Here is a 24617-nt window from a genome sequence, read left to right as displayed (position 1 = left end):
TCAGCATGCCCATTCAGGGATTGCGGTTGTTCATTTATCTAACAAGGAGTCACCCATGAGCGTTTTGACCATGAGCGAGCTGGACCTGAAGGACCAGCGTGTATTGATCCGTGAAGATCTCAACGTGCCGGTCAAGGATGGTCGTATCAAGAGCGATGCGCGCATCCAGGCAGCCTTGCCAACTATCCGGCTGGCGCTGGAAAAGGGCGCGGCGGTCATGGTCTGCTCCCACCTGGGTCGCCCTGAAGAAGGTGTGTTCAGCGAAGAGAACAGTCTGGCACCCGTTGCTGAATACCTGAGCAAAGCGTTGGGCCGCGAGGTCCCGCTGGTGCGTGATTATCTGGCTGGCGTCCAGGTTGAGCCGGGCAACGTGGTGCTGCTGGAAAACGTACGCTTCAATAAGGGCGAAAAGAAAAACGATGATGAACTGGCACAGGCCTATGCGGCGCTGTGCGATGTGTTCGTGATGGATGCCTTTGGTACTGCACACCGCGCCCAGGGTTCGACCCACGGCGTCGCCAAGTTCGCTCCGGTTATTTGTGCTGGGCCGCTGCTCTCTGCTGAGCTGGATGCCCTGGCCAAGGCGCTTCTGGAGCCGAAACGCCCCATGGTTGCCATTGTCGCGGGCTCCAAGGTATCCACCAAGCTGGACGTGCTTACCGCACTTTCCGACAAGTGTGATCAGCTGATCGTTGGCGGCGGTATCGCCAATACCTTCCTGGCTGCCGCCGGATACCCGGTAGGCAAATCCTTGTACGAAGCGGATCTGATTGATACTGCCAAGGCTATCGCCGCCAAGGTCAGCGTGCCCTTGCCGGTGGATGTGGTTGTCGCCAAGGCGTTTGCCGAAGATGCCGAGGCCACTATCAAGGCGGTCGAGGATGTTGCCGAGGACGACATGATCCTGGATATCGGTCCGAAGACTGCAGCCCAGTTTGCCGAACTGCTGAAATCATCAGGCACCATCCTGTGGAACGGTCCGGTCGGCGTATTCGAATTCGATCAGTTTGGCGAAGGCACCCGTGTTCTGGCCAAGGCTATTGCTGAAAGCCCGGCATTCTCCATTGCCGGTGGCGGCGACACCCTGGCTGCGATCGACAAGTACGACGTCGCCAAGCAGATTTCCTATATCTCTACCGGTGGCGGCGCTTTCCTCGAGTTTGTCGAAGGCAAGTCCCTGCCTGCTGTTGAAATCCTCGAACAGCGCAAGGCCACGGTCTGATTGCCAGCCGCCGGGGCACGGGGCTGCAGTATTTTTTCAGCCGAACGCAGGTTCGGCACTGCTCCCGGCAACCTTTGCGCCAGTAACTTGCAGCCTGCTGTCCTCTGCGGCAGGCTAGCTACCAGAATTCTGAATATTACTTACCGGAGATAACAGATGGCTCTTATCAGCATGCGTCAGATGCTCGACCACGCCGCCGAATACGGTTACGGCGTGCCAGCATTCAACGTCAACAACCTGGAACAGATGCGCGCGATCCTGGAGGCCGCAAGCAAGACCGATTCGCCGGTTATCGTCCAGGCGTCGGCCGGTGCGCGTAAATATGCCGGTGCACCCTTCCTGCGCCACCTGATCCTCGCCGCAATCGAAGAATTTCCGCATATCCCGGTGTGTATGCACCAGGATCACGGCACCAGCCCGGCCGTATGTCAGCGTTCGATCCAGCTTGGCTTCTCCTCGGTGATGATGGACGGCTCGTTGGGCGAAGATGGCAAGACGCCCACCGATTACGACTACAACGTCAACGTCACGCGCCACACTGTCGACATGGCCCACTCCTGTGGTGTCTCCGTTGAAGGCGAGCTGGGCTGCCTGGGCAGTCTGGAAACCGGGCAGGCAGGCGAGGAAGACGGCATTGGCGCCGAAGGCATTCTCGATCATGCGCAGATGCTCACCGATCCGGAAGAGGCTGCCGATTTCGTCAACAAGACTCACGTGGATGCGCTGGCCATCGCCATCGGCACCAGCCACGGTGCTTACAAGTTCACCCGCCCACCGACAGGCGATATTCTCGCAATCGACCGCATCAAAGCGATCCATGCGCGTATCCCTGACACGCACCTGGTAATGCATGGTTCGTCTTCGGTCCCGCAGGAATGGTTGCAGATCATCAACGAGCACGGCGGCAATATTTCCGAGACCTACGGTGTCCCGGTTGAAGAAATCGTCGAAGGCATCCGTTACGGTGTGCGCAAGGTGAACATCGATACCGATTTGCGCCTGGCATCAACCGGTGCGATCCGCCGCTTTCTGGCAGAAAATCCCAGCGAGTTCGATCCGCGTAAATATCTGGCCAAGACCGTCGAAGCGATGCGCGACATCTGTATCGATCGCTATGAGGCTTTCGGCACTGCCGGTAATGCATCGAAGATCAAGCCGATCTCCCTGGACGACATGCATCAGCGCTACCTCAGCGGTGAGCTGGATCCGAAGATCAACTAACGCCCGTAAGGGGGCGCCCCGGCGCTCCCGACACGCTGTGGAGATTGTCCATGGACCACATTAATGACGACAGTCTCGATGACGATAGCGATGAAGCGATCGCACGTGCGGGCCTGCGGGAAGCTATCGAGAATCAGCTGGCCGACAACAAGCCTGAGGCGGCTCAGGCTACCTTGAACAAGCTGATGCTTGTCGGGTATAGCCGTGAGGACAGTATCGATCTCATGGCCCATGTGCTGGCCTTCCAGATTGGCGAAATGTTTATCGACGATACACCTTTTGATAACGAGGCTTATGAACAGGCCTTGCGGAATCTGCCGGATCTACCCTAACCATCGACGGACCGGCATGTGCCGTCCACTGCCACACGGGCGTGACGGTTATAGACAGGAAGGAATGCATGTCACTGATTTCGGTATTGCGGGTCATTCTGTTTTTTGTTCTGGCGGTAGTGGTAGCAGTGGTGTTGGCTACCCTTGTGCAGACACAGTTCAATCTTTATGAATTGCAGAAGCTGGGCGTGGAGATCCTGCCCGCCGATCGCATCGATTCAAGCCTCAAGGATCTGGTCAACTTCACCCCCCTGATGGCAATAATCGTACTGGCGACCTTTATTTGCGCGTTGCCCGTGGCGGAGGGTGTGGCCCGCATCCTCAAGCCCTGGCGGTTGGTGGTGTATTTCCTCGCCGGCGCGGTAGGTCTATGGGTCGCCTTCCAGGCCGTCAACTGGTACGCACCACCCCCTGTATTTATCGCAGCCAACCGCGAATTACCCGGCACATTGTCGATGATGGCAGCGGTCGGTGTCGGCAGCGCCCTGTTCGGCCGATTGGTGCGCCCACGCACGCGCCGGGGCCTCCGGGTACTAGGCTAGTAGTGAGAATCCACGGAGAGCGATGCGATGATCAATAAGCACATGTATCTGCTAGCAGCTGTTGCAATGGCCGCTTCCCTTGGCGCCCAGGCTGAGGAATATCAGGTTGAGATTGTTGCACGGAATCTCGAGCACCCCTGGTCGCTGGCGTTTCTGCCCGATGGCCGCATGCTGGTAACGGAGCGGGCGGGTCGGCTGCGAGTGATCGAGGCCGATGGTTCCCTGCGTGAGGAGCCGGTTGCCGGTGTCCCCGAGGTTTTTGTGCAAAGCCAGGCAGGTCTGTTCGAAGTCGCCCTGGATCCGGAATATGCGTCCAATGGGCGTTTGTTCCTCAGCTACGCCTGCGGCACCGAAGCGGCCAACAACACCTGTCTCGCGAGTGCGCAATTGCAGGACAACCGCCTGGTCGAGGTAGACGAAATCTTCAGAGCTCAGCCGGCCAAGCGCGGCGGTGCGCACTACGGCGGCCGTCTCGCCTTTCTGCCTGATAACACCCTGGTGCTGGGGCTCGGCGATGCGTTCATTCACCGCGAAGAGGCGCAGAATCCGGCGAATCATCTTGGCTCAACCATCCGGATCAACCGTGATGGGACAGTGCCCGGTAACAACCCCTTCGTGGATTCGCCCGATGCGGCACCCGAGTTGTATACCCTGGGTAACCGCAACGTGCAGGGTATGGTGTACGACACGGCCAACCAGAGATTGATCAGCCATGAGCACGGCGCGAAGGGAGGTGACGAGATCAACCTGCTGGAACCGGGCAATAACTACGGCTGGCCAAAAATCACCTACGGCGTGGATTACAGCGGTGCGGTCATAAGTCCGCATACTGAAGCCGAAGGTCTCGAACAGCCGATACTGCATTGGACCCCATCGATAGCGCCCGCTGGCATGACGCTATATGACGGCGATATGTTCCCGGAATGGAAAGGCAGTTTCCTGGTGTCCGCCCTCGCTGCCAAGCAAGTACGCAGAGTGGTGTTGGATGGGACGGAAGAGGTGGCTCAGGAGCCTTTGTTCATGGAGCTGAACGAACGCATGCGGGATGTTCGAACTGCACCGGACGGTTCCATCTACCTGCTGACAGATGACCCGGAAGGCAAGGTGCTGCGAATCTATCGCGACTAGATCTGGTCTGGCGCAGCGACCTCGCTGCACCCTGATGCGCTACTGCGCTGAGCTTTTTGCCAGTGCGACCACCGAAGGTTGCAGCGTCAGTTGTCCCGGGTGTGCCTTCATCTGGGCCAACTCGGCCGTTTGCTCGATGACTTGATCACGTAAGGCGGCCTCGTTCTGTTGCAGCGTTTCGATCAGTTCGCGCATGGTGCTCAACGCAGATACGGCAGAACTCTGGTTCCGCATGTTCTGATGCTTGAGCCGCATGCAAAGCCAGCCAAGCCCCACCGCAAGCAGAGTGAGACCTACGCTGATCAGTAGAAACGGGTTGCCCAGCTGTACGAATTCAGCCGGCGAAGGATTGGCTATGGGATCGGCATTGGCAGCTGCCGGCAGGCAGGAAAGGAGCAGCGTAAAAGATATCCAGCTAAGCGGTTTGTTGTTCTCCATAGCGATTCCTTATTCTTCCCTGGCTTGTATTGCTTGAGCTCTGCCTTGAACTATATGGGCATTGTGATATCACTTCAACAGCTGAAATGCTTCTGTTTTGCAACCCAGGCGCTTGGCCCTGGGGGTGTAGCGCGCCTGCGCTACGCCAAGCTCTCAACTGCACCAAAGCCCGCCGGCGGACGACGCCATCGACGCTCTGCTTTGTACAGTGAGTCAGCTTACGCGAGGCAACAGGACCGCGCTGACACGCTGCAAATACGTCCCTGTAAGCTCGGCGATGACGTCCCTGTCATCGAACGGTCATTGCAACCCTGTCGCCTCGCTCCGCAATAGAGATTTGTGTTACCGGAGGCGAATTCAGATGGCCGCCTGAGCCGTCTGGGGGTGTAGCGCGCCTGCGCTACGCCAAGCTCCAACCGCACCAAAGCCCGCCGGCGGACGACGCCAACAGCGCTCCGGCGTTCTAAACCCTTCCTCACGCCGACCCGAGATCAAGCCCGCCAGCTGCCAGGGTGGAGCAAGTGCTGAAAACAGGGATGTTTTCACCAAGCCCCCATGGACGGGTTCACGGCGTCTTGCGGAATCCTGGTTGCTGGGGGGCGACTGGCTTAAAACCGGCCATGATTCTTGCAGCGGTCAATCCCCCCTAACCCTCTTTTGCCAAGGGGGGACTCAATCCGCGACTCCTGATTGTTTTGATTGTCTCGGCCGTACCGGTGCGCACATACACACCATAAAATCTCAGTGGATATTTTTGGCAACAAGCTCTAACCCATTAACTCCCCGCACAGCTGCTAGGCTCAATCGTCACGCATGCTTGCTCAGGAGACACGAATGAAAGCGATACAGTTAAAAGCCCCCGGTGGTCCTGACCAGTTACAGCTGGTTGAGCTGGACGATCCGGGTCAGCCGGGTCGGGGCGAGATTCGGGTACGTATCCACGCCAGCTCGTTGAACTTTCATGATTATCTGGTGGTGGCAGGCAAGATTCCCAACGATGACAAACGGATTCCCATGGCTGACGCGGCCGGCGTGGTCGAAGCGGTCGGGGAGGGCGTTGAAGAATTCAAAACCGGAGACAGGGTGATCTCGTGTTTCTTTCCCTGGTGGCAGGAAGGCGGACCGGTGGAAGGGTTCGCCAGGGGGGTGCCCGGTGATGGAATGGATGGCTACGCGCGGGAAGTCGCGGTCACACCTGCCACCTGGTTTACCCATGCGCCGACTGGATACAGCCACAGCGAAGCTGCCACGTTACCCACCGCAGGGTTGACTGCGTGGCGGGCGCTGGTGGTGGATGGTGGCATCAAGGCTGGCGATACCGTCCTGGTAATGGGTACCGGTGGCGTTTCAATTTGCGCGTTGCAAATGGCCAGGGCGATGGGTGCGCAGGTTATCGCTACGTCCTCGTCCGAGGAAAAAATGCAGCGACTCAAAGCCATGGGTGCGGCGCATGTGCTCAATTACAGGACCGAGCAGAACTGGGGCGAACAGGTCCGGGAGGCTACTGGCGGACGCGGTGTGGACATCGTTGTCGAGATTGGCGGCCCAGGCTCGCTGCCGCAGTCGATCAAGGCCGTGCGGGTGGGTGGGCACATTGCGCTTATCGGCGTGTTGACCGGTATGGCGGGCGACGTGCCTACCGCCGAACTGATGTATCGGCAGGCACGTATCCAGGGGATTACAGTGGGGAGCCGTCGTCATCAGCTGGACATGGTCCGCGCGCTCGAAAGCATCGAAATGCGCCCGGTAATTGACCGCAGTTTTACGCTGGGTGAGATTGCTGTCGCATTCCGTCATCAGGAAAGCGGCAAGCATTTCGGCAAGATTTGCCTCGAATACTGATCGGGCAGGTCTTGAAGCGTCTGACCCGCTCGGCCTCGAGAGCTGGTCAGACAGGGCGGTCAAAGCGGCCAGACGACCAGCAGCATCGGCACGCTGATCAGCACAACGAGTATTTCGAGCGGTAATCCCATCCGCCAGTAATCACCAAAGCGGAAGCCACCCGGCCCCAGAATCAGCGTGTTGTTCTGATGGCCTATCGGCGTTACAAAGGCGCAGGAAGCGCCAATCGCCACGGCCATCAGCAGGCTGTCAGGGTTGACCTGCAATTGCTGGGCGATACTCAGAGAGATGGGACACATCACCGCGGCGGTAGCGGCGTTGTTCATGAAGCCGGACAGCGTCATGGTGATGACCAGAATAAGCGTCAACGCGGCGACGGAATTGCCCTGCGCCAGATAGTCGAGCATGGTCTTGGCCAGAAGATCAGCCGCGCCGGTTTCGGCCATGGCGCCAGCCAGCGGAAACAGTGCTCCCAGCAATACGATGATGGGCCAGTCCACGGCATCATAGATGCGCTTAAGCGGAACAACCTTGGTCAGCATGTAGCCCAGCACGCCGGCAGAAAAGGCGATCTCCGCCGGCAGGATGCCGAACGCAGCCAGAAGCACCGACCCCACCATCAGCCCGATGGCGGTATACGCCTTGCGCGTATTGGGAATGAGAATTTCCCGCTGGGCCAAGGGTATGCAGTGATGCTCGGTGGCGAAGCTGCGAGTCGATTCTGGGCGACCTTGCATCAGGAGCACATCGCCGGCCTCGAGCATGGTCGAGCGCAAGCGGCGAATTGATCGGTGACCCTTTCGCGAAATGGCAAGCAGATTGATGCTGTATCGGCTGCGGATCTGCATGTCCGACGCGCTGTGTCCGATCAGCGGCGAGCCTGGCTGAATCACCAGCTCCTGCAGGGCGATCTCGTCGCTATGGCTGCGAGGCTTGGTATCTTCGCTGTTATGCTCGCCAGCATCCGGGTCGACCTCGTCAGTGTTGGAGGCAGTAGCGGGTGTAACAGCCGCGACAGGAGGGGGGTTGGTTACTGGAGCCTCATCAGCCAGGTCATCTGCTTCGGTGGCTTCATTTTCGGAGGCTTCGGCAGCGGTGGGCACTTCTTCCTCAAGCTTCAAGCCAAGGCGCGTCAGCGTGGCTCCGAGCTCTTCCGGCTCCGCTTCGATGACGAGAATGTCACCAGCGCGCAGCATGCGACCGGGGTAGGGTGCAGTCACGCGGTAATCGTCTCGCACCAGGCCAACGATCTGAGCGTCGAACTCATCCAGACGCGCTTCGATGTCGCGGATGGTTCGTCCTACAGCTTTGGCGTCTGCACTGATCTTCACTTCTGTCAGATAGGTGCCGGTATCGAAGCCTTGTTCGTTGGCTTGCGTGCGAGCAGGCACCAGCCATCGTGCAGCCAGAACGGAAAATATCACCCCGCACAGTGCGACCGTAACGCCAACGGGTGCGAAGTCGAACATGGCGAAGCTACTATTGCCAGTGGACTCGCGAAAGCCGGCCACAATCAGGTTGGGGGGCGTTCCTATCAGCGTGGTCATGCCGCCGAGGATGGTTCCGAAAGCCAGCGGCATGAGGATTTTGCCGGGTGCTATATTCTGCCGGGCAGCCAGCTGAATGGCGATTGGCATGGTCAGCGCCATCGCCCCGACATTATTCATGAAAGCGGAAAGCAGAGCGCCAAGCAGGACCAGTGCGGCCTGGCTGACCAGCGGGTTTCCCCGTTTAGGCAGGATTCGCTGCGCCATGGCCTCAACCGCGCCGGTGCTTTGCAAGCCATAGCTGAGCACCAGTACCGCTGCGACGGTGATCACAGCCGGATTGCCAAAGCCACTGAAGGCCCCTGCGCTGGGCGTCAGCCCGGTGATAACGCAGGCTAGTAATGCTGCCAGAGCGACGACGTCATGGCGCCAGCGACCCCAGATGAACAGGCAAATGGTGATGCCAAGGATCGCGAAAATCAGCGCCTGATCTGTGGTCACTTATATTTCCCGCTCAAGTTGAGAATAATCAGAACAGCCGCACCTTGAACCGTCGTCCTTTGATTTTGCCTTCCTCCAGACGTTCCAGGGCCGTTTTGGCCAGATCCCAGCGGATCGCTACCAGCGCCTGAAAATCACTGATGCTGATCTTGCCAATGGCGTCGGCGGGCAAACCGGCTTCTCCAGTGAGTGCGCCGAGAAGATCGCCCGGGCGCAGCTTGTCCTTTCTACCGCCGGCAACAGCCACGGTGCGCATTGGCGGCAATAAGGGGCGGTCCAGTCGCTCGGGAAGCTTGTCCAACGAATGCCAGGCCAGCGGTTCACCGATGTTGTTCTCGATGGAGCGGGCGCGTCCCTGTTCCGCAGGGGCCACCAGACTAAGGGCCAGGCCTGACTGACCGGCACGGCCGCTGCGGCCGATGCGGTGGGTATGCACCGCCGGATCGGGGGACAACTCGACATTGATGACGGCCGCCACGCCTTCGATATCGATACCTCGTGCGGCAACATCCGTTGCAACCAGGACGCTGCAGCTTTGATTGGCGAACAGGGCCAGTACCTGATCCCGTTCGCGCTGCTCCATATCGCCGTGCAGAGCCTGCGCGCTGACGCCATTGGAGGAGAGTATCTGCTGCAGCTCCTGGCATTGCTGACGGGTGTGGCAGAAAGCAATGCACGGCTGTGGACGATCCTGCGCGAGCAGACGCAGCACTGCCTGTAGGCGATCCTGCGGCTGGACCTCGTAGAAGCGCTGGACAATCGGATTTGCCGGATTCGCGTCTTCGATGGTTACGGTTTCTGGATCCCGCATAAAGCGCCCGGCCAGGGCTTCGATCCCGGGTGGGTAGGTCGCAGAAAAAAGCAATGTCTGTCGGCGCTGCGGCGTCTTGTTGATGATCTCGCTGATTGGCTCCAGAAAGCCCATATCCAGCATGCGGTCGGCTTCATCGAGTACCAGGCAGTTCAGATCGTCGAGGGTCAGCGTACTGCGGTCCAGATGATCCTTGATTCGACCCGGTGTTCCCACTATGACGTGCGCACCCTGCTCCAGTGACGCGGCTTGCGGGCCGAACGGCGTACCGCCACAGAGAGTGATTATCTTGATATTGGGCAAGCCGCGCGCAAGCGTGCGCAGCGCAGTGGCAGTCTGGCCTGCCAACTCACGAGTCGGACACAGAACCAGCGCCTGGCAGCCAAAGAATGCGGGATTCAGAGGCGTCAGCAGGCCGATTCCGAAGGCAGCGGTCTTGCCGCTACCGGTCCTCGAACGCGCAATAAGATCTCTGCCGGCCAAGATGATCGGCAAAGCTTGTTGCTGAACGGGTGTCATGTGCTCGTAGCCGAGGTGGTCGAGCGTCGCGAGCAGGGCAGGGGGGAGAGACAGCGTGGAAAAGGAACTGGAGTTCACGGATCAATGACCTGCTGGAAAAGGCAGGTCAGTGTAGCAGACCCCGGGTCGGCAAACCGAACAGGCTTAGCGCCGGATCCGTGACTTCCGAAAGCCGCCATGCGTTAGGAATGAGCCGGTATCGCCAACCAGCCAGAATCGCGTTGCCCGGTAGAACGCCTGCATTGCTGAAACGTGGTAGCCGCGGGCTTTGTGATACGCCCATTTCCAGCCGTGTCGTGAACTGTCCATAGTAATGTCGCTCTTTCAGGTTGGTACTGTCGATCCATTGACAGTAATGATGCTCTGAAGTTTACATGGGCTGTATTTTTGACGTAATAGCCAGAGGCCGCTATCTACCAAAATTTTGAGGCAGGTCTCAATTTCTGGTACTAACGGTGGACCGATGTCCTGTTGCGCCCCCCTTCCTTGGAGCGATAAAGGGCTTTGTCAGCGCGCTCAATCAGCTGAGTATGCTTCTGGAGGTCCGGCTCGATACAGGCAACGCCGAGGCTTACGGTAAAGGAGAGCGCGGTGCCTTCATGAGCGATTTGCAGGCGTTCGATCCCCTGGCGGAGCCGCTCGGCAAACTGGGCAGCGCCGTCGAGGCTGGTGTCCGGTAACAGGACTACGAATTCCTCACCACCATAGCGGCCGGCAAAATCCGTCTCTCGAGCCAGCTGGTGGGTAATCCGTGCGACTTCGCGGATCACCTCATCACCAAGCTGATGGCCATAGGTGTCATTGACCGCCTTGAAATGGTCGATATCAAACATCACCAGGCTGACCGGCGATTGGTAGCGCAGGTGTCTTGCAAATTCATGCTCCAGGCATTGCTCCCAGTGGCGACGGTTGAGCAATCCGGTGAGACCGTCGCGCAACGCCAGTTCCTGCAGCTGATTATTGGCAGACTCGAGCTGGCGCTTGTTCACCGCAACATTGGTCACATCGTAGATGATCAGGCAGACGTGGTCGATTTCACTGTTGGGGCTGCGCAACGGCAGAATGGTCACGTTCTGGTACATCTCGTCCGCCAGGCCGGTGATCGGCTGGTAACTCTTGAACCGGAACAGGTTGGGCCGTTGTTCCCAGATGGTGAAGGCTCTGGTGCCCAGCATAACGGCCGTTTCAACCTTGCGGGTAAACCACTCCTGCTCAATTTCCGGAAACAGGCCGAACAGCGATTGATGCGAAACCGTCTCTGCGCTCATGCCCGAGTGGTTTTCCATGAAGCTGTTCCATACCTCGATACGGTATTGGCGGTCCAGCACCACCACACCAACGTCGATGCTCTGAACGATATCCAGCAGCCAGTGGAGTTCGTCAATATCAAATTGAGCGGGCATTGGCTCGTCCTTGTCCTGAGGGTTACCCATCAATCAAGAAATCCAGCTGTTTCTGTAGCCGCGGAACCGAATCTTCAGTGAACAGCAGCATCAGATCGAAATGGATATCAAGATCCTCGAGGCCGTAGCTTATTTCTACCGCGAGGGTGCGTTTCCAGCGCCGCTGGTTGATGCGGATGAGCTCCTCGATCGGACAATGCTGGCCGAGCACCAGCGGGTGGCCCTGGGATAGATTAATCATGAGTTGCTCGGAGAGGCCATTCAGACAAGCGCCAATGATAATGCTCGCCAGGTCCAGCAGCATTTCCAGCCTGGCGCTCTCGTCGAGGTGCGTTTTGAGCAGATTGGCGACGCTGTCAATTTCCGCGTCATGAAATATCAGCAGCGCCTCGCCAGCCACACCACCGCCAATATAGCCCTGGCAAATCGCGGTGAGACGTTCGGCACGCTGGGCATCGGCCAGCGCCATATGCAGTTCACCCACTTCGAGGATATTGACGTTCGGGATCGGCAGTTTGATGAAAACGTCAAGCACACGGCCAAGGAGCTCGGCGGCGCGACCCATCGCAACGTTGGCAACCTCGCGAAACGCATCGCGGAACGGAACACCAGGAAGACAGGCAGCATGCTGGGATGACGATTGCCTGACCGAACATACCGGAATAGTGATATCCAGCGCGCCCAGGGCTGCGCTCAACTGGAGCGGATCGGCAGGCTTCTTGATGAAGGCGCTTGCACCGAGCGCCTTGGCCCGACGTATCGCTTCAGCCTGTACGTCACCCGACACCACGACTACGTGGCACTGCAGCCTTTCCTTCTGAAGCTGAGCCAGCACACCAAAGCCGTCCAGTTCTGGCATCGTCAGATCCAGCAGAACAACGTCGCCTTGCCCGTTGCGTATCGCTTCCAACCCCTCAAGGCCGTTCGTCGCCTGGGTGATCTGAAACAGACCGTCAGCGGGTAGGGCTCGAATCAGCTGCTTGCGAGCCATGGCGGAGTCGTCGCACACGAGCAGTTGTAGAGGGCGGGCGCTCACGCTGATCCTGCGGGCAGGTCGGACTGGGTTATGTGCATTGTTTCATCCATGGGTAATGCAGTGAGTCAAATGGCCATCATGGCGTGTTCGTATACTAGCAATCAAAACAACATAACGCAGCAGTACATTGAGCTAGTTTTATCTCAGCCATGAGCACAGCGAAACAGCGAATGTATCCTCTCTGACCAATGGCGGGACGGCCGTGCCTGCGAGGCGCGGGTTGCCAGGCCCGTCAGGGCTGGGTACGGTAGTTCGTGGTCACCAACAGGGCGCAACGGGTAGTAAAAAATCAAGGGCATGTTTCGCCCGTAGGCATTATGAAGCGCAGCTATCCGCGGCTGGCTCAGTCATGCTCACCCGAAAAGGGGATTGCTGCGAAAATCCAGGGTTACTACTGTGCCCGCTGACCTTCATACGGCCCGACAGGTGTCCAGAGGCAGAATAATAATGAACCGGCTTGACCTGTCCATTGCGAAAAAACCGTTTGATGATGCGTCGGCAGTTGCCTCCGCTGTGCCACTGGCGTGCAGGATCATGCTGGCCGCGTTGTCCGGTGCGCTGTTGTGTATTCCCTGGCTGATACCCCATCTTTACTGGACTGCCTGGCTCGGCTGGGTGCCTTTGCTGTTTGCGCTGGACGGTACGCGACTGCCGACAGCGACGATGCTCGGCTGGGTCGCCGGTACGGTGTGCTTCGCCGGTGCCAGTAACTGGATGGTCGAGTTTGCTATCAATCTGAAGGCGCTTTCGTTCCCGCTTAGTCTCGGCCTGGCGGCTATCTTCTGGTTGTACGCTGGTTTATCGGTGGGCCTGGCCTGTCTGGTATATCGATGGCTTGCTCGCGCGCTGCCGGGGTTTGAGGTGCTGACCTTCACCTTCAGTATTCTCGCGATCATGGCATTCTATCCACTGTTGTTCGAAGCGCGTTTTGCCGAGGCGCAGACGCAGTTCTTGCCTGGATTGCAGGGCGTTGACCTGGTCGGTGCGCAAGGAATGGATGCGATCATGCTCATGGTCAGTGGATTGGTGTTTCATGTATTGCGGCGGAGCCCGATTCGGAGCGCGGGTAATCGAGCAGTCAATATAGGCGCGGCTATATCGGTGTTCGTCTGGTTCATATACGGATTCGCCAGTCTGCAGGCATGGGATGAGCGTACTGCCGAATGGGAAACGCGTCGGGTAGGGCTGGTACAGCCCAATGACGCAGTCACGCTGGACCTGCCGAAGCCGGCGCCCGGTTTCAGTCTTGAGTCTCCGGAGGAAATGCTGGCGACCGAGCGGCTGATAAAAGGAGGTGCTACCTGGGTTGCCTGGCCTGAAGCGCGTTATAAAGGCTATTTCGAAAATTACAGCGTTCGATACGGTTACGCTCAACGATTAAGCGAGTCCGGTGTTCCGCTGGTTTTCCATGACGTTGAGAATCGCTGGATCGACGGTGAAAGGCAAAGCTTCAACTCGGTGGCCTTCCTTGGTCAGGACGGCGAGTTGGCCGATACCTACCGCAAGGTTCAGCGTATGCCGTTCGGCGAGTACTTGCCGGCGTTTTTCCACCTGCCCGGCCTGAGAACCATAAGCAATCTGTTTCTTGGCGAGTTTCTCCGTGAATTGTCTGCCGGGGATAGACATGCCTATTTCCACGTGGGAGGCATGCAGGTAGTGCCAAAAGTGTGTTTCGAAACGGCATTCCCGGAATTTGTGGCTGATTCGGTCGGAGCCGATGGAGAAGGCAAGGTGCTGTTGTTTCTTTCACAGGACAACTGGTTTGGCGAGACGACCCAGCCGTTCCAGCACCGCGCCATGTCGATTGTACGTGGAGTGGAGAACCGGGTTCCGATGATTCATCTCATCAACAACGGGCCCTCCGTCGTATCGAGTCCCAACGGTCGGATTATCGCGAGCTCGCGCGCGTTTTCCCGGGCGGAAATGCTGGTCGATATACCCTTCTCGACCGAGTCCGGCGGAAGCTTCTACAGCCGTCACCCGCATTTGTTTGGCACCTTGGTATACGTCGTGCTCGGTTTGCTGGTTACCGCGGTGTTAGCGATCCGGCGCCGACGTTACACCACGAGCCCGGCGCTATAGCCGGATGACCAGGCCCACTGAAAATTGAATCCGCCCAGGTGTCCGGTTACGTCAAGCACCTCACCAATAAAGAACAGTCCTGGCTGCTGTTTCGCTTCCATGGTTTTTGAGCTGATCGCGTCGGTATCTACCCCGCCAAGGGTCACTTCAGCGGTGCGATAACCTTCGCTCGCCGAGGGTTTGAGCCGCCAGCCGTTGAGCTGTTCTCCTATGCGATTCAGTTGCTTGTCGCTGAACTCCGCCAGTGCGGTATCGTCGTGCTCGGGCCACCATTTCTGCTGCAGTTCTGCGATCAATCCCTTTGCCAGGTGCTGTCCGAGGATCGTGCGGAGGCGACTTTTTCCGTTGGATTGCTTTGATTCCAGTAGCCACTTCGGCGCATCGATGCCGGGTAGCAAGTCGATCGAGATATCATCACCCGGGTACCAGTAGTTGGAAATCTGCAGTACCGCCGGTCCACTGATTCCACGGTGAGTGAAGAGGATATTCTCGGTGAATGACTGGCCGTTACAGCTGATGGTTACTTCAACAGCCAGACCGGAGAGGCGTTCGCAGAGCTGTTTCATCGTGTCACTGAACATCAGCGGCACCAGTCCGGCACGGCGTTCAGTCAAGGGAAGACCGAACTGCCGCGCGATTTCATAACCCAGCCCGCTGCCCCCCAGCGTGGGGATCGACAGTGCACCGGTCGCCACAACCAGTGATTCACACTCCAGGGTGCGGACGATGTCAGCCTGCTGCAGGCCCACGCGATAGCGTGATTTGCCGGTGGTGATAGCCTCGATCCGGTTGATCTCGCAGTGACTACGGATTTGCGCGCCGGCCCACTCGCATTCGGCGAGCAGCATGGCGACGATCTCCTTCGCCGACTCCTTGCAGAACAGTTGACTGTGTTTGCGTTCTTCGTAGCTGATGCCATGTCGCTCGACCAGCTCGATGAAGTCCCATTGGGTATAGCGTCTGAGAGCTGACTTGCAGAAATGCGGGTTGGCAGAGATGAAATTGTCCGGTTCGACCAACTGATTGGTGAAGTTGCAGCGGCCGCCGCCGGACATCAGGATCTTCTTGCCTATCTTGTTGGCCCGCTCGAGAACCAGCACACGGCGTCCGCGCTGTGCAGCGGTAAAGGCACAGAGCAATCCGGATGCTCCGGCGCCGAGAATGATTACGTCAAAATGCTCGCTTTTGGCCGACACGGGTAAATCCATCAGAACGGGGCGCAGCAGTGTATCAAACAGGCGGGAAGGGTAGGTGACTGCTAATCAATGGCGGCTGGCCGGTTAACCCGGACCCGGTTGTTGGTGTCGCGGCTTTCGCGGATCAAGGCATCGTTTCCCATGCCCGCCGAGGATTTGGCGAGGCGGTCGTACAGCAGCACATTGACCGTGGCAGCGAGATTCATGCATCCAACAGTCGGGACATAAACCACGTGATCCGCCCGATCAACCAATGCCTGGCTGAGACTGCCGTCCTCTGGTCCGAACACATACAGCGCTTGCTCGGGGTGCCTGAATGCAGGCAGTGCAGTAGCGCCTTCGACCAGTTCCACGCACACCACGCTGGTGCCCGCCGGCAAATCGTCAAGTACGTCGTTCACACTGATCAACGGAATGCGTTGGCTGACGCCCTGGGTATCGGTATGAAATCGCGCCGCTCTCGCATAACGCATGCCGGTGTAACGGACAGAGTCAACGCGGTAGCATCCCGCAGCGCGCATCACAGCTCCAACGTTGCTCGGGCTCTTCGGATCGATCAGGCCAATGCTGGCGCAAGGTTGGGGCATGTGAAATCGACTATGCTTGGCAATGAAGGTTTTGCCCGTTAGGGGTATAGTGCGGGCTGAATTCTACCATGGGAATACGATGAAAATTCTTGTTCGCAATCTTGCTCGCAACACCACCGAAGCGGAACTGCGCAATCTGTTCGAGGCGCACGGAATCGTGACGGCCTGTGATCTGGTCCTTGATCAGCAAACCGGCAAGTCGAAGGGCTTCGGCTTTGTCGAAATGCCACACCCGTCAGATGCCAAGGTTGCCATCAAAAGTTTGAACGGCATGGATGTAGCGGGAAGCCGTATCCGCGTAAAACTGGATGAATCGACCAGTGCCTGACCAGACAAGTAACGATCCATTGCATGGCGTGACGCTGAAACAGGTGCTGACCTCATTGGTCGACACCTACGGTTGGGAAGAGTTGGGAAGCCGCATCCCGATCCGTTGTTTCCAGGTCGATCCAAGCGTGAATTCCAGCCTGAAATTCTTGCGGATGACCCCTTGGGCCCGCCAGAAAGTCGAGGCGTTATATCTGGCTTCCCGGCGCTGAAGGGCCCCGCTGAAAACGTCTCAATGCCGTTATTCCGTCAGCTCAGGGGTAACGGATGAATATATATTCATTTCATATAACCCTCTCTGGAACGGGCGTTTGATCCACCCGATCTGTTAACTCTGTCACGTTCAACAGTTTCCTCGTTCCGCCACAATGCTTGTCCTATAACAAGATGGTGGGCCTTGCATTGAACACCTTTGATAAACCTTTGCAGGTACTTGATTGCCGCTGGTTGTTGGCACTTTACGCGATCGTTCCTGTTTCGCTTGCCCTGGTGCTGATTGATAGCCTCGTCCTGGATGGTCGCCTGCTGCGCCAGCATATTCCGGTAGATCCGATGCATTGGCCGTTCTGGACTGTGATATTCGGGCTGCCGCATATCGTGGCGAGCCTTCTGACAATGGCCGATTCGGAATATATCTCCCATTACAGGCGCAGCCTGCTGTTACCCTTCGTCGGGTTTGCGGGGCTGACGAGTCTGGCGATATTCGGGCCGCAACCGCTGGGCGAGCAGTCCATGTTCATTTTTCTGGCGTTTTACACCATTTATCATGTACTCGCGCAGCAACTCGGCCTGACATTGATGATGATGGGGGTGCCACCGTCCGGGGTATTCAAGACCTGGAAGTGGTTGTCGATCCTGTGCGGGTTCGTTATCTATGTGACCGTCTATACAGCCAGCTTGCTTGGCTATGAACTCTTTGCCGGCGTCAGCGCTTTTGAGTTCTTGATGGCGATAGCCGGCCTGATGTGTGCGGCCGTCATCGTGCTGGCGTTCAAATTGACCAAGACCTCGCGTAACCGGATCGGCGTCTGGTACCTGTGGGGTAATGTCGCCATGCTGACCTCTGTGTTGTTGATCCATGAAATCGGCTACACGCTGTTTGTGATCCTTATTCCGCGTGTCATTCATGACATCACAGCGTTCATGATCTACATCACCCACGACACCAATCGTAATCGTGCTGCGCCTGTGAACCTGATCTATCGTCTGACACACTTCAGCAGGCTGCCGCCCATAATCGTGCTGCCGGCGGCCTCTGTTGCAATTGCCTATGTTTTGACCAGCCTGCAGGATGATTATCGGCTGGCGGTGGTATTCGCTCTCACCATCACGCTGGTGCACTACTACTTCGAAGGGTTCATCTGGCGTGGCGGCAATCCGCACCGCCAGCATATTGAATTCAGGCGTTGATCAATCCAGCGCTGGATCCTGAACGGGGCGATCCGGCGCTATATCGGTAACCAATGCCTGCACAAAGGATTGTGCTTCAAGCGAGTAGTCCCATCGCTCGACAGTGCAGCGATGTCGACCGGCCTCGTATTCATGCTGGATGAGATTGACCGAATTGGGCACCTCACCGCGCGTACGACTGGAAATGGCGGTGCCGGCCTGGACAGTCCAGGCTTTGCGACCTGTTTCTCCGTCATGGCCATAGACCGGCCACACGTACGGAAGATGAATGTGTCCTCCAAGCAGCAGGTCCATGCCCGCATCGACCCACGCCGGAACCGCCCGTTCCCGCCCGATCAACAGATTGGCTGTATCCGATTCGGCGACCGCTCGTACCGGATGATGCTGCATGACGATGCGTAGCTGACCGGGTTCAGCCTGACGCAGCCGTTCGATGATTCGTGCCGTCTGTGAAGCTGACACTTCGCCGTCCTTGTGGCGGGATGCGCGGGTGGTGTTGACCCCGAGAACAAGCACATCCGGATTAGAAAACTCAGGTTCCAGCTGTTTTCCGAATGCGCGCTGGAAATTACCGTACGGATTGATAAAGCGTGCAAACAGGTTGAACAGCGGAATGTCGTGGTTGCCCGGAATGGCCAGAACCGGACAGCGTACCCGGTCCAGAAAGCGCTGCGCGGCGTCGAATTGATGGCGACGCGCCCGTTGGGTAATGTCGCCGCTCAGTAACAACACATCCGGCGCGCAGTTGTCGATGAACCGATGCAGGGCATCCACTACATGTGGCTGCTCGGTGCCGAAATGCGGATCCGAGAGTTGAAGAACGCGGGTCATGGGTTCGCCTCCACGGCCACGCGCGGCACCAGCAGCGGAAGTTTTTCCTTTGCGACCCGAAACGTCAATGGCGCATACATTCGAGTGATTTCGCCGTCCAGAGCCACCTTTACTTTACGACGACCGCGGCCGGGTCGTACCACCATGGAGTCGAATGCAAAGGAGATGACATTCTCCGCGTCGCCCAGGCGGCTCACCAGGCCGCGTAGTAACAGCCAGTAGAGCGACAGGGTACCCACTGGTCGTGATGTCATCAGCACAAGCCTGTTGCGTTCCGACGCCTCTGCCTCTTCGATTCCGATATGTTCCATCTGCAGTCGATTGTTGCCCACAACAATGGTCGGTGTGCGCAGTGAGTGTGTAGCGCCATCATATTCGAGTTGGACATCCAGTTGCCGGTGCGCATGAGCCAGGGTCGCCAGAGCCGACCAGAGTGCAACCAGGCGGCTGCGGCCATAGCGTCGTTTATAACGCTCACGGTCCTGCAGCAGCCTCGGGTACAGGCCCAGGCTCGCGTTGATCAGAAACAGCTGGTCGTTGAGCAGGCCAACACTGATCGGGCGCACCCGGGCATCCAGCAAACACTGCACTGCCGCCTCGGTGTCCTGAGGGATGCCATGGCAGCGCCCGAAATAGTTGAATGTCCCCTGCGGGAGAATACCGAACGGAACGCCGGAACCCAGCACGACCCGGGCAACAGCATTCAGCGTACCGTCGCCGCCAATCGCAACCACTATGCCGTTCTGTTCGCGGGCCTTTGTCAGTGCTTTCTGCGCAGCGGGGCCGAGCTGCGGTCCGCTGTCTACAGATATCAGTTCGTAGCGGCGCCCGGCTGCGGACAGCAGCGCCTCAATGGTTTTACTTATCTGCTCGGCATTGCCTTTGCCTGAGCGGCTATTCATCACCATGAAAAACGGCTCATGCCCCGTCAAGGTTGGGCAGGGCGAAGGTTGAACGGGTTCGGTGCGCAGGGTTGGGTCGGTCATGCCGCTGAGCATAGACCATATTAGCGAAACCGTAGCGGTTGGATTTGTTCAGACGCAGAGGAGAAAAGCCGACACGAACCCGGCTTGCAGGGATGGGATAGTACGTCAATAGATGGAAGCTTAACGTAGCTGGCTGTCCTTGCTGCCACGACGGTTGTATCCGCCATGGCGCTGGTTCTCATTATCCTGAGCGGTCTGGCAGGCGATACACAGGCGCACGCCGGGTAGCGCCTTGCGGCGGGCCTCGGGGATGGGCTCGTCGCACTCTTCGCAATGCGTCAGGCTTTCGCCGCGAGGTAATTTGCTGCGGGCACGCTGCACCGCTTCGTCGACAGTGTCGTCGATCTGATCCTGGACAGCGCCGTCCTGTGCCCAACCGGTAGCCATGGGATCTCCGCTTCGTCGCAATGCGCGCGACCCGACGTCGCGCTCACTATTCAAGTATGGAATCTATCCGCGGATAGGCAAATCCGTCGAGCTGTATTAAACAGGGCTGGCCCGAAACGGGCGGCGCCCTGCACAAACCTGCCTCAACTGCCTACGTCGGCGTTGTACAACTGCTCATAGTACTCCTGCGCCATGCGGTTGGAATCAAAACCCGGCACCACGTCGCGCATCCCTTGTTTTGCGATTTCGAGCCAGCCTTGCGGGTCGTCGTAGTAGCGAGCGATTATTTCGTGCTCAAGAATGCGCATCAGGTGCTGATAGTCGGCCTCATCCTGCTCATGTTCGGGTAACGTCGGGTCGGCAACGGGAATGATGAAGCTGTTCTCTCCGTGGCGGGCGAACTCCGGAATCCAACCATCGTTAACGGAGAAATTCACCGCGCCATTCATCGCCGCGGTCATCCCGCTGGTTCCGGACGCTTCGCGTGGACGCCGCGGGGTATTCAGCCAGACATCCGCGCCCTGCTTGAGCAAGCGGGACAGCTCGATTTCATACCCGGTGAGCACTGCGAAGTTGGCTGCCTTGTAGGAGAACCGCACCAGTCTGTCGAACATCTCGATGGCGCCATTGTCGGTGGGGAAGGGCTTGCCAGCCCAGATAACCTGCACCGGCCGGTCGCTTCGCTCGATCAGTTGGGTGAAACGGTAAATATCGCGAACCAGCAGGTCGGCACGCTTATAGGCAGCGAAACGGCGGGCCCAGACCACCGTCAGGGTGTCCCGGTCAAAGAGTTTGCCGGTCTGGTCGGCCACCACTTTGAACAGCTCGTCTTTCATCTGTTTTTTGCGCTCGACCAGTCGCGCGTCGTCACCCTCATCGAGCGCCGCACGTAACGTGCGATCCTGCCAGAAGGTGGTGTTCTGAGCGTTGGTAATTGCCTTGATCCGGCAGATGTTCGGATTGCTGTCCCACATCTCGTTGGACACCACGCCGTGCAGGCGCGAAACGGCGTTGGCTACACGCGCGACACGCAGCGCGGCGAGGGTGTGGCTGAACATGTGACCATCCATGCCGGTCATGCGCACCACTGTTTCGTGGGACAGGCCGTTGAAGTAGCCCATGTCCCGGAGAAACGCGGTTTCATGCTCCTGGTTGCCGGCCAGCTCCGGCGTGTGAGTGGTCAGCACCACGCGGTTGCGGACTTCATCGAGATCGCCGAATTGCTCCATCAGCTGAAAAGCCATCGGCATCGCATGGGCTTCGTTCATGTGATAAAGATCGGCTCCACCCAGCGCCTCGACCAGCTTGGCCCCGCCGATACCGAGCACAATGCTTTGTGCCACCCGCGCAGCATGTTCCCCATCGTACAGACGGTGGGTAATGGTCTGGGCAAGATAGTCGTTTTCCGGTATGTCAGTGGTGAGCAGGTAAATCGGCGCGGTGTTGAATATTTCCGGCGCAAGGTACAGAGCCTTTACGTATACCGGATGGCTGTTGACCGTGACTTTCACAGTGATGCCACTGTCCCGCAGGAAGGGGTAGTACTTGCGCTGCAGCTGCACGCGCATTGTCTGATCCTCGTTGCGCTCCTGATCGTAATAGCCGAACTTCCACAACATTCCGATACCGATCAGGTTCTGGTTCAGCTCATAGGCGCTGCGCATGTGCGAGCCGGCCAGAAAGCCGAGGCCGCCCGAGTAGATCTTGAGTGGCTGGGCTATCGCAAATTCCATGGAGAAGTACGCGACCCGCTTGCTGTATCGCGGGTCGACGGGATAGGGATGACTCCATTGGTCATATGTATTCATGGTCAGGTCCAGTTCTCATCAAATAGGGCGAGCAGAGGTCGCAGTCGGTTATGGGGTCGAGTCCATTTACCCTTGCCGTACTGCTTGAAGGCGAGATTACTTTCAGTGTCAGGCAGGGAAGGAGGTTCGGCAAGGCCAAGGCCGCACCGCCTGTCGCTCCGTGGGCTTCACTCATGGCGCGATGGGCTCCTGTACGCCGCGGCGTACTTCGGAAGCTCATCGTCGATATCCCACCAACCGGCTTTGGAGGCGACATAAAAGTGTACGCAGGGGCGCGCATCGAGGGGTTCAGCCAGCAAGCCGGCCCGTATTCGAATGGTCTCGGGATCTGAGTCGCGTTGACTGAACAAGGGCGACCCGCAACGGCTGCAAAAGACACGTTGCTTGCCGGGAGACGACTCGAAAGAGGCCAGCAGGTCTGTACCGCTGATGACCTTCACCGCGGCGCGCCGCACGGGGATGTTCGTCGCGAAGGGACCACCCTGCGCCTTGCGACATTGCGAGCAGTGGCACACCTGGATGGGTTCCAAGGGGCCTTCGATCTGAATGGTTACTCCGCCGCATAGGCAGTTACCTGTTGTCATGAGTACTCCTCGCTCTGCTCTGGACCCGACCGCAAAGACTGCGGGTTCGGGAATCTTTTGTTCGGGGAATCGTCAACTGCATAACACCAGAAGGAGAAAAGATAATGAAAACGCGCGATGAAAAGCGAGACCCGGACCGCACCACCGACCAGATCGCAGTGGACGAAGACGTCGACGAAGTGTCCATTCCCGAAGATGAACCCATGGGTCCGATTGGCAAGGTGCCTACCGAAGACGAAGCCATAGACCGCGCGGCAGAGGCCGGTTTGACCGAAGCATCGCAGCCGGGCGAAGGTCCGACCATGGACGATGCGACGCCGGAGACCCTGATGCCGGAGGACGGTTCGCGATCGCCATTGGAAGCCGGGGACGGCGGGGGGCCGACCGACCAGGACTTTTCCGTGGTGGATGAAGATGATATCGGAGCCGGCGGTGGGCTGGATGAAGCGGAACTTGGGCGGGTCAAGCCGTTGGACGGCAAGCCCTGGGACGGGGAAGAGAAGTGACGCTCCAGCATTGGTGATCCGCAGCTGACCCGGCACAGGCTGTGATTGCGCGGTGCCGGGTAGTTTGCAGGTCAGGGTGCTCATTGGCGTGGGGCCTATGAGAGCCTGCGCGAGCAGCTCATCTTGCTGCCACCGGTTCCGCTGCGGTTGCCCAGCGCTGGCACCTGGAATGCTCATCCAGGTCGCCCCAGGCTTGTTCGATGGGTGAATCGATGCGTTGTAGCAGTTCGTGCGCTTTGCTCTTGTCCTCGGCGGAGCAGGAAATACGCGCGAAATTGTTGATGTTCCACTGATCCGGATACCGCTCGAGCACGTCATCTATGCCCTTCTTCATAACGGTCCAGTTGATGCGGGAATCCTTGGTGAGCCTGTCGTCGAATTGTATCTGCGCCGCATGCCAGTACAGCCGCGCGTATAGGCCGCTGCCTTCGCTATCCCGGGTGCGTTGCATGGCATCCATGGCGAACCGCTCGATGGCGTCCGCGCTGCCGTTCCATTTCGGTGAGTAGTAATCAACCGCGGCGTAATAGATCGGGTAGTAGTCGGGGTACCGGGTCAGCGCCTCGTCGAGCATTTCCTTGAACCGCTCGTCCGGCCAGTACTGGCTCTTGGCAACAACTGCCATGGTCACATACCACTGTGGATCACGCGCTGCGAACTGCTTCGACTGCTCCAGCGCCACGCGGGCGCGCTCGATATGTTCATTGAATGGCTGCCAGTCTTCTTCCTTGACCGACTCTGTCGGACCGGTGCCACGATAACTCCATGCTTGATGGATCAACATGCTGGCACGCGCCAGGTGCGCGGTGGGTGACTTCGGGTACTGTTTCAACCAGTCGCCGATGTAGTCGTCCAGATAGGCCCAATAGGCAGGGTCACGAATGGCTGGATCGAACATCGAGCGTACGCCTGCATCCAGTGCGCTGAGTTTCCATACCCCGCTGGGTGAGCGCTCCTGGTTCGCACGATATTGCTCTGCAAGCGCTTCCAGGTGAGCGAAGTCGGCGTTCTGCAGATCCCGTGTCACGGTGTCGTAGATCGCTCTGCGCTCACCAAGTTCGTCTGCCGAGGCAGTCACCGGTGCAAGCAGGCTGCTGCAGACGAGGCAAAGGTAGCAAAGCTGCTTATTGATGGCGTTCATGAATCCCTCCAGTTCTGACAGATAAGCTTCCGTACTCCGAGCGAGCGGAGCCGTCCCGACAATCAATGCAGGCGACGCGATATGGCAACCTCGGTCAGGACTGGCAAGGGTCTGTTGCTGTTCGTCGCGGCGGCGATGAAACGGGCAACAGACCTGGACACTACCGTTGCGCGCTGAATCGGTGCGGATCAGGGCGATCCGCAGCTTGTTGGAATTCGGTCGATCCAGGCGGGGCCATTGTGCGGTAACTGCAATGGTGCGCCATCGCGCAAGATGAACCAACCCCACCA

At 58.3% G+C, this 24617-nt stretch carries 24 protein-coding genes; 11 read left to right on the top strand and 13 right to left on the bottom strand.

From position 1 onward, the window contains the following. Window positions 1-55: 55 nt before the first annotated feature. The 5 genes from G3M63_RS01625 to G3M63_RS01605 all read left to right on the top strand — a co-directional run bounded on the left by G3M63_RS01625 (window position 56) and on the right by G3M63_RS01605 (window position 4445). The gene (locus G3M63_RS01625; RefSeq protein WP_163981697.1) at window positions 56-1222 is read left to right on the top strand and encodes a phosphoglycerate kinase; all 1167 of its coding nucleotides are present in this window, start codon (window positions 56-58) and stop codon (window positions 1220-1222) included. A gap of 156 nt (window positions 1223-1378) precedes the next feature. Next, window positions 1379-2443 (top strand): class II fructose-bisphosphate aldolase, encoded by a 1065-nt coding sequence (fba, locus tag G3M63_RS01620; protein ID WP_150300233.1) that lies wholly within the window; start codon window positions 1379-1381, stop codon window positions 2441-2443. A 50-nt stretch (window positions 2444-2493) separates the two neighbouring features. Beyond that, window positions 2494-2775, top strand: coding sequence for a hypothetical protein (locus G3M63_RS01615; RefSeq protein ID WP_150300234.1), 282 nt, complete (start codon window positions 2494-2496; stop codon window positions 2773-2775). A gap of 68 nt (window positions 2776-2843) precedes the next feature. Then, complete coding sequence (locus G3M63_RS01610; RefSeq protein WP_163981696.1) at window positions 2844-3317, top strand: hypothetical protein; 474 nt, start codon at window positions 2844-2846, stop codon at window positions 3315-3317. Between the two features lie 27 nt (window positions 3318-3344). Beyond that, on the top strand, window positions 3345-4445 hold the full coding sequence (locus tag G3M63_RS01605; RefSeq protein ID WP_256669907.1) for a PQQ-dependent sugar dehydrogenase: 1101 nt from the start codon (window positions 3345-3347) through the stop codon (window positions 4443-4445). A gap of 39 nt (window positions 4446-4484) precedes the next feature. On the opposite strand, the gene G3M63_RS01600 is transcribed toward G3M63_RS01605, so the two are convergent. Then, on the bottom strand, window positions 4485-4883 hold the full coding sequence (locus tag G3M63_RS01600; protein ID WP_163981695.1) for a hypothetical protein: 399 nt from the start codon (window positions 4881-4883) through the stop codon (window positions 4485-4487). A gap of 834 nt (window positions 4884-5717) precedes the next feature. Between G3M63_RS01600 and G3M63_RS01595 the strand changes: the two genes are divergently transcribed. After that, entirely contained in the window at window positions 5718-6725 is a 1008-nt protein-coding gene (locus tag G3M63_RS01595) for an NAD(P)-dependent alcohol dehydrogenase (protein ID WP_163981694.1), read from the top strand. Between the two features lie 59 nt (window positions 6726-6784). Here the strand turns inward: G3M63_RS01595 and G3M63_RS01590 are convergent, their stop codons facing one another. The 4 genes from G3M63_RS01590 to G3M63_RS01575 form a co-directional block, all read right to left on the bottom strand. Beyond that, window positions 6785-8713 (bottom strand): SLC13 family permease, encoded by a 1929-nt coding sequence (locus tag G3M63_RS01590; RefSeq protein ID WP_163981693.1) that lies wholly within the window; start codon window positions 8711-8713, stop codon window positions 6785-6787. Between the two features lie 28 nt (window positions 8714-8741). Continuing rightward, window positions 8742-10121, bottom strand: a complete 1380-nt coding sequence (dbpA, locus tag G3M63_RS01585) for an ATP-dependent RNA helicase DbpA (protein WP_163981692.1) — start codon at window positions 10119-10121, stop codon at window positions 8742-8744. A 371-nt stretch (window positions 10122-10492) separates the two neighbouring features. Beyond that, a complete protein-coding gene (locus G3M63_RS01580) occupies window positions 10493-11446 on the bottom strand; it encodes a diguanylate cyclase (protein ID WP_150300241.1) in 954 nt (317 codons plus the stop codon). A 22-nt stretch (window positions 11447-11468) separates the two neighbouring features. Continuing rightward, window positions 11469-12482, bottom strand: a complete 1014-nt coding sequence (locus tag G3M63_RS01575) for a response regulator (protein WP_371923506.1) — start codon at window positions 12480-12482, stop codon at window positions 11469-11471. 447 nt (window positions 12483-12929) lie between these two features. On the opposite strand from G3M63_RS01575, the gene lnt reads away from it, so the two are divergent. Beyond that, window positions 12930-14564, top strand: a complete 1635-nt coding sequence (lnt, locus tag G3M63_RS01570; protein ID WP_163981691.1) for an apolipoprotein N-acyltransferase — start codon at window positions 12930-12932, stop codon at window positions 14562-14564. Here the strand turns inward: lnt and G3M63_RS01565 are convergent. After that, window positions 14540-15760 (bottom strand): NAD(P)/FAD-dependent oxidoreductase, encoded by a 1221-nt coding sequence (locus G3M63_RS01565; RefSeq protein ID WP_256669905.1) that lies wholly within the window; start codon window positions 15758-15760, stop codon window positions 14540-14542. The genes lnt and G3M63_RS01565 overlap by 25 nt on opposite strands. A gap of 62 nt (window positions 15761-15822) precedes the next feature. Further along, window positions 15823-16347: an RNA methyltransferase gene (locus G3M63_RS01560; RefSeq protein WP_163981689.1), complete on the bottom strand. Its 525-nt coding sequence runs from the start codon at window positions 16345-16347 to the stop codon at window positions 15823-15825. Between the two features lie 79 nt (window positions 16348-16426). Here G3M63_RS01560 and G3M63_RS01555 point away from each other — a divergent pair, with 79 nt between their 5' ends. From G3M63_RS01555 to G3M63_RS01545, 3 genes are all read left to right on the top strand, one after another. Then, window positions 16427-16675 carry an RNA-binding protein gene (locus tag G3M63_RS01555; protein WP_150300245.1) on the top strand — a complete coding sequence of 83 codons (249 nt, stop codon included), beginning with the start codon at window positions 16427-16429 and terminating at the stop codon, window positions 16673-16675. Next, a complete protein-coding gene (locus tag G3M63_RS01550) occupies window positions 16656-16886 on the top strand; it encodes a VF530 family DNA-binding protein (protein ID WP_150300246.1) in 231 nt (76 codons plus the stop codon). Before G3M63_RS01555 ends, G3M63_RS01550 begins: the two co-directional genes overlap by 20 nt. A 190-nt stretch (window positions 16887-17076) precedes the next feature. Then, complete coding sequence (locus G3M63_RS01545) at window positions 17077-18084, top strand: hypothetical protein (RefSeq protein ID WP_163981688.1); 1008 nt, start codon at window positions 17077-17079, stop codon at window positions 18082-18084. On the opposite strand, the gene G3M63_RS01540 is transcribed toward G3M63_RS01545, so the two are convergent. From G3M63_RS01540 to G3M63_RS01520, 5 genes are all read right to left on the bottom strand, one after another. Continuing rightward, entirely contained in the window at window positions 18085-18915 is an 831-nt protein-coding gene (locus tag G3M63_RS01540; RefSeq protein ID WP_150300248.1) for a metallophosphoesterase, read from the bottom strand. Beyond that, window positions 18912-19823, bottom strand: a complete 912-nt coding sequence (locus G3M63_RS01535) for a diacylglycerol kinase family protein (RefSeq protein ID WP_218573639.1) — start codon at window positions 19821-19823, stop codon at window positions 18912-18914. The genes G3M63_RS01540 and G3M63_RS01535 overlap by 4 nt, the downstream gene beginning before the upstream one ends. A 198-nt stretch (window positions 19824-20021) precedes the next feature. Further along, window positions 20022-20288, bottom strand: a complete 267-nt coding sequence (locus G3M63_RS01530; protein WP_150300250.1) for a DksA/TraR family C4-type zinc finger protein — start codon at window positions 20286-20288, stop codon at window positions 20022-20024. Window positions 20289-20431: 143 nt separating this feature from the next. Next, the gene (gene glgP, locus G3M63_RS01525) at window positions 20432-22096 is read right to left on the bottom strand and encodes an alpha-glucan family phosphorylase (RefSeq protein WP_163981687.1); all 1665 of its coding nucleotides are present in this window, start codon (window positions 22094-22096) and stop codon (window positions 20432-20434) included. Between the two features lie 167 nt (window positions 22097-22263). Next, window positions 22264-22680, bottom strand: coding sequence for a GFA family protein (locus tag G3M63_RS01520; RefSeq protein ID WP_150300252.1), 417 nt, complete (start codon window positions 22678-22680; stop codon window positions 22264-22266). A gap of 104 nt (window positions 22681-22784) precedes the next feature. On the opposite strand from G3M63_RS01520, the gene G3M63_RS01515 reads away from it, so the two are divergent. Then, window positions 22785-23186: a serine kinase/phosphatase gene (locus G3M63_RS01515; RefSeq protein ID WP_150300253.1), complete on the top strand. Its 402-nt coding sequence runs from the start codon at window positions 22785-22787 to the stop codon at window positions 23184-23186. Between the two features lie 118 nt (window positions 23187-23304). Here the strand turns inward: G3M63_RS01515 and G3M63_RS01510 are convergent, their stop codons facing one another. After that, complete coding sequence (locus G3M63_RS01510; protein ID WP_163981686.1) at window positions 23305-24327, bottom strand: DUF4034 domain-containing protein; 1023 nt, start codon at window positions 24325-24327, stop codon at window positions 23305-23307. Window positions 24328-24617: the final 290 nt, after the last annotated feature.

It is taken from the genome of Pseudomonas sp. OIL-1 (assembly GCF_010669185.1).
GTDB lineage: Bacteria > Pseudomonadota > Gammaproteobacteria > Pseudomonadales > Pseudomonadaceae > Halopseudomonas > Halopseudomonas profundi.
This window is presented reverse-complemented; position numbering and strand designations above follow the sequence as displayed.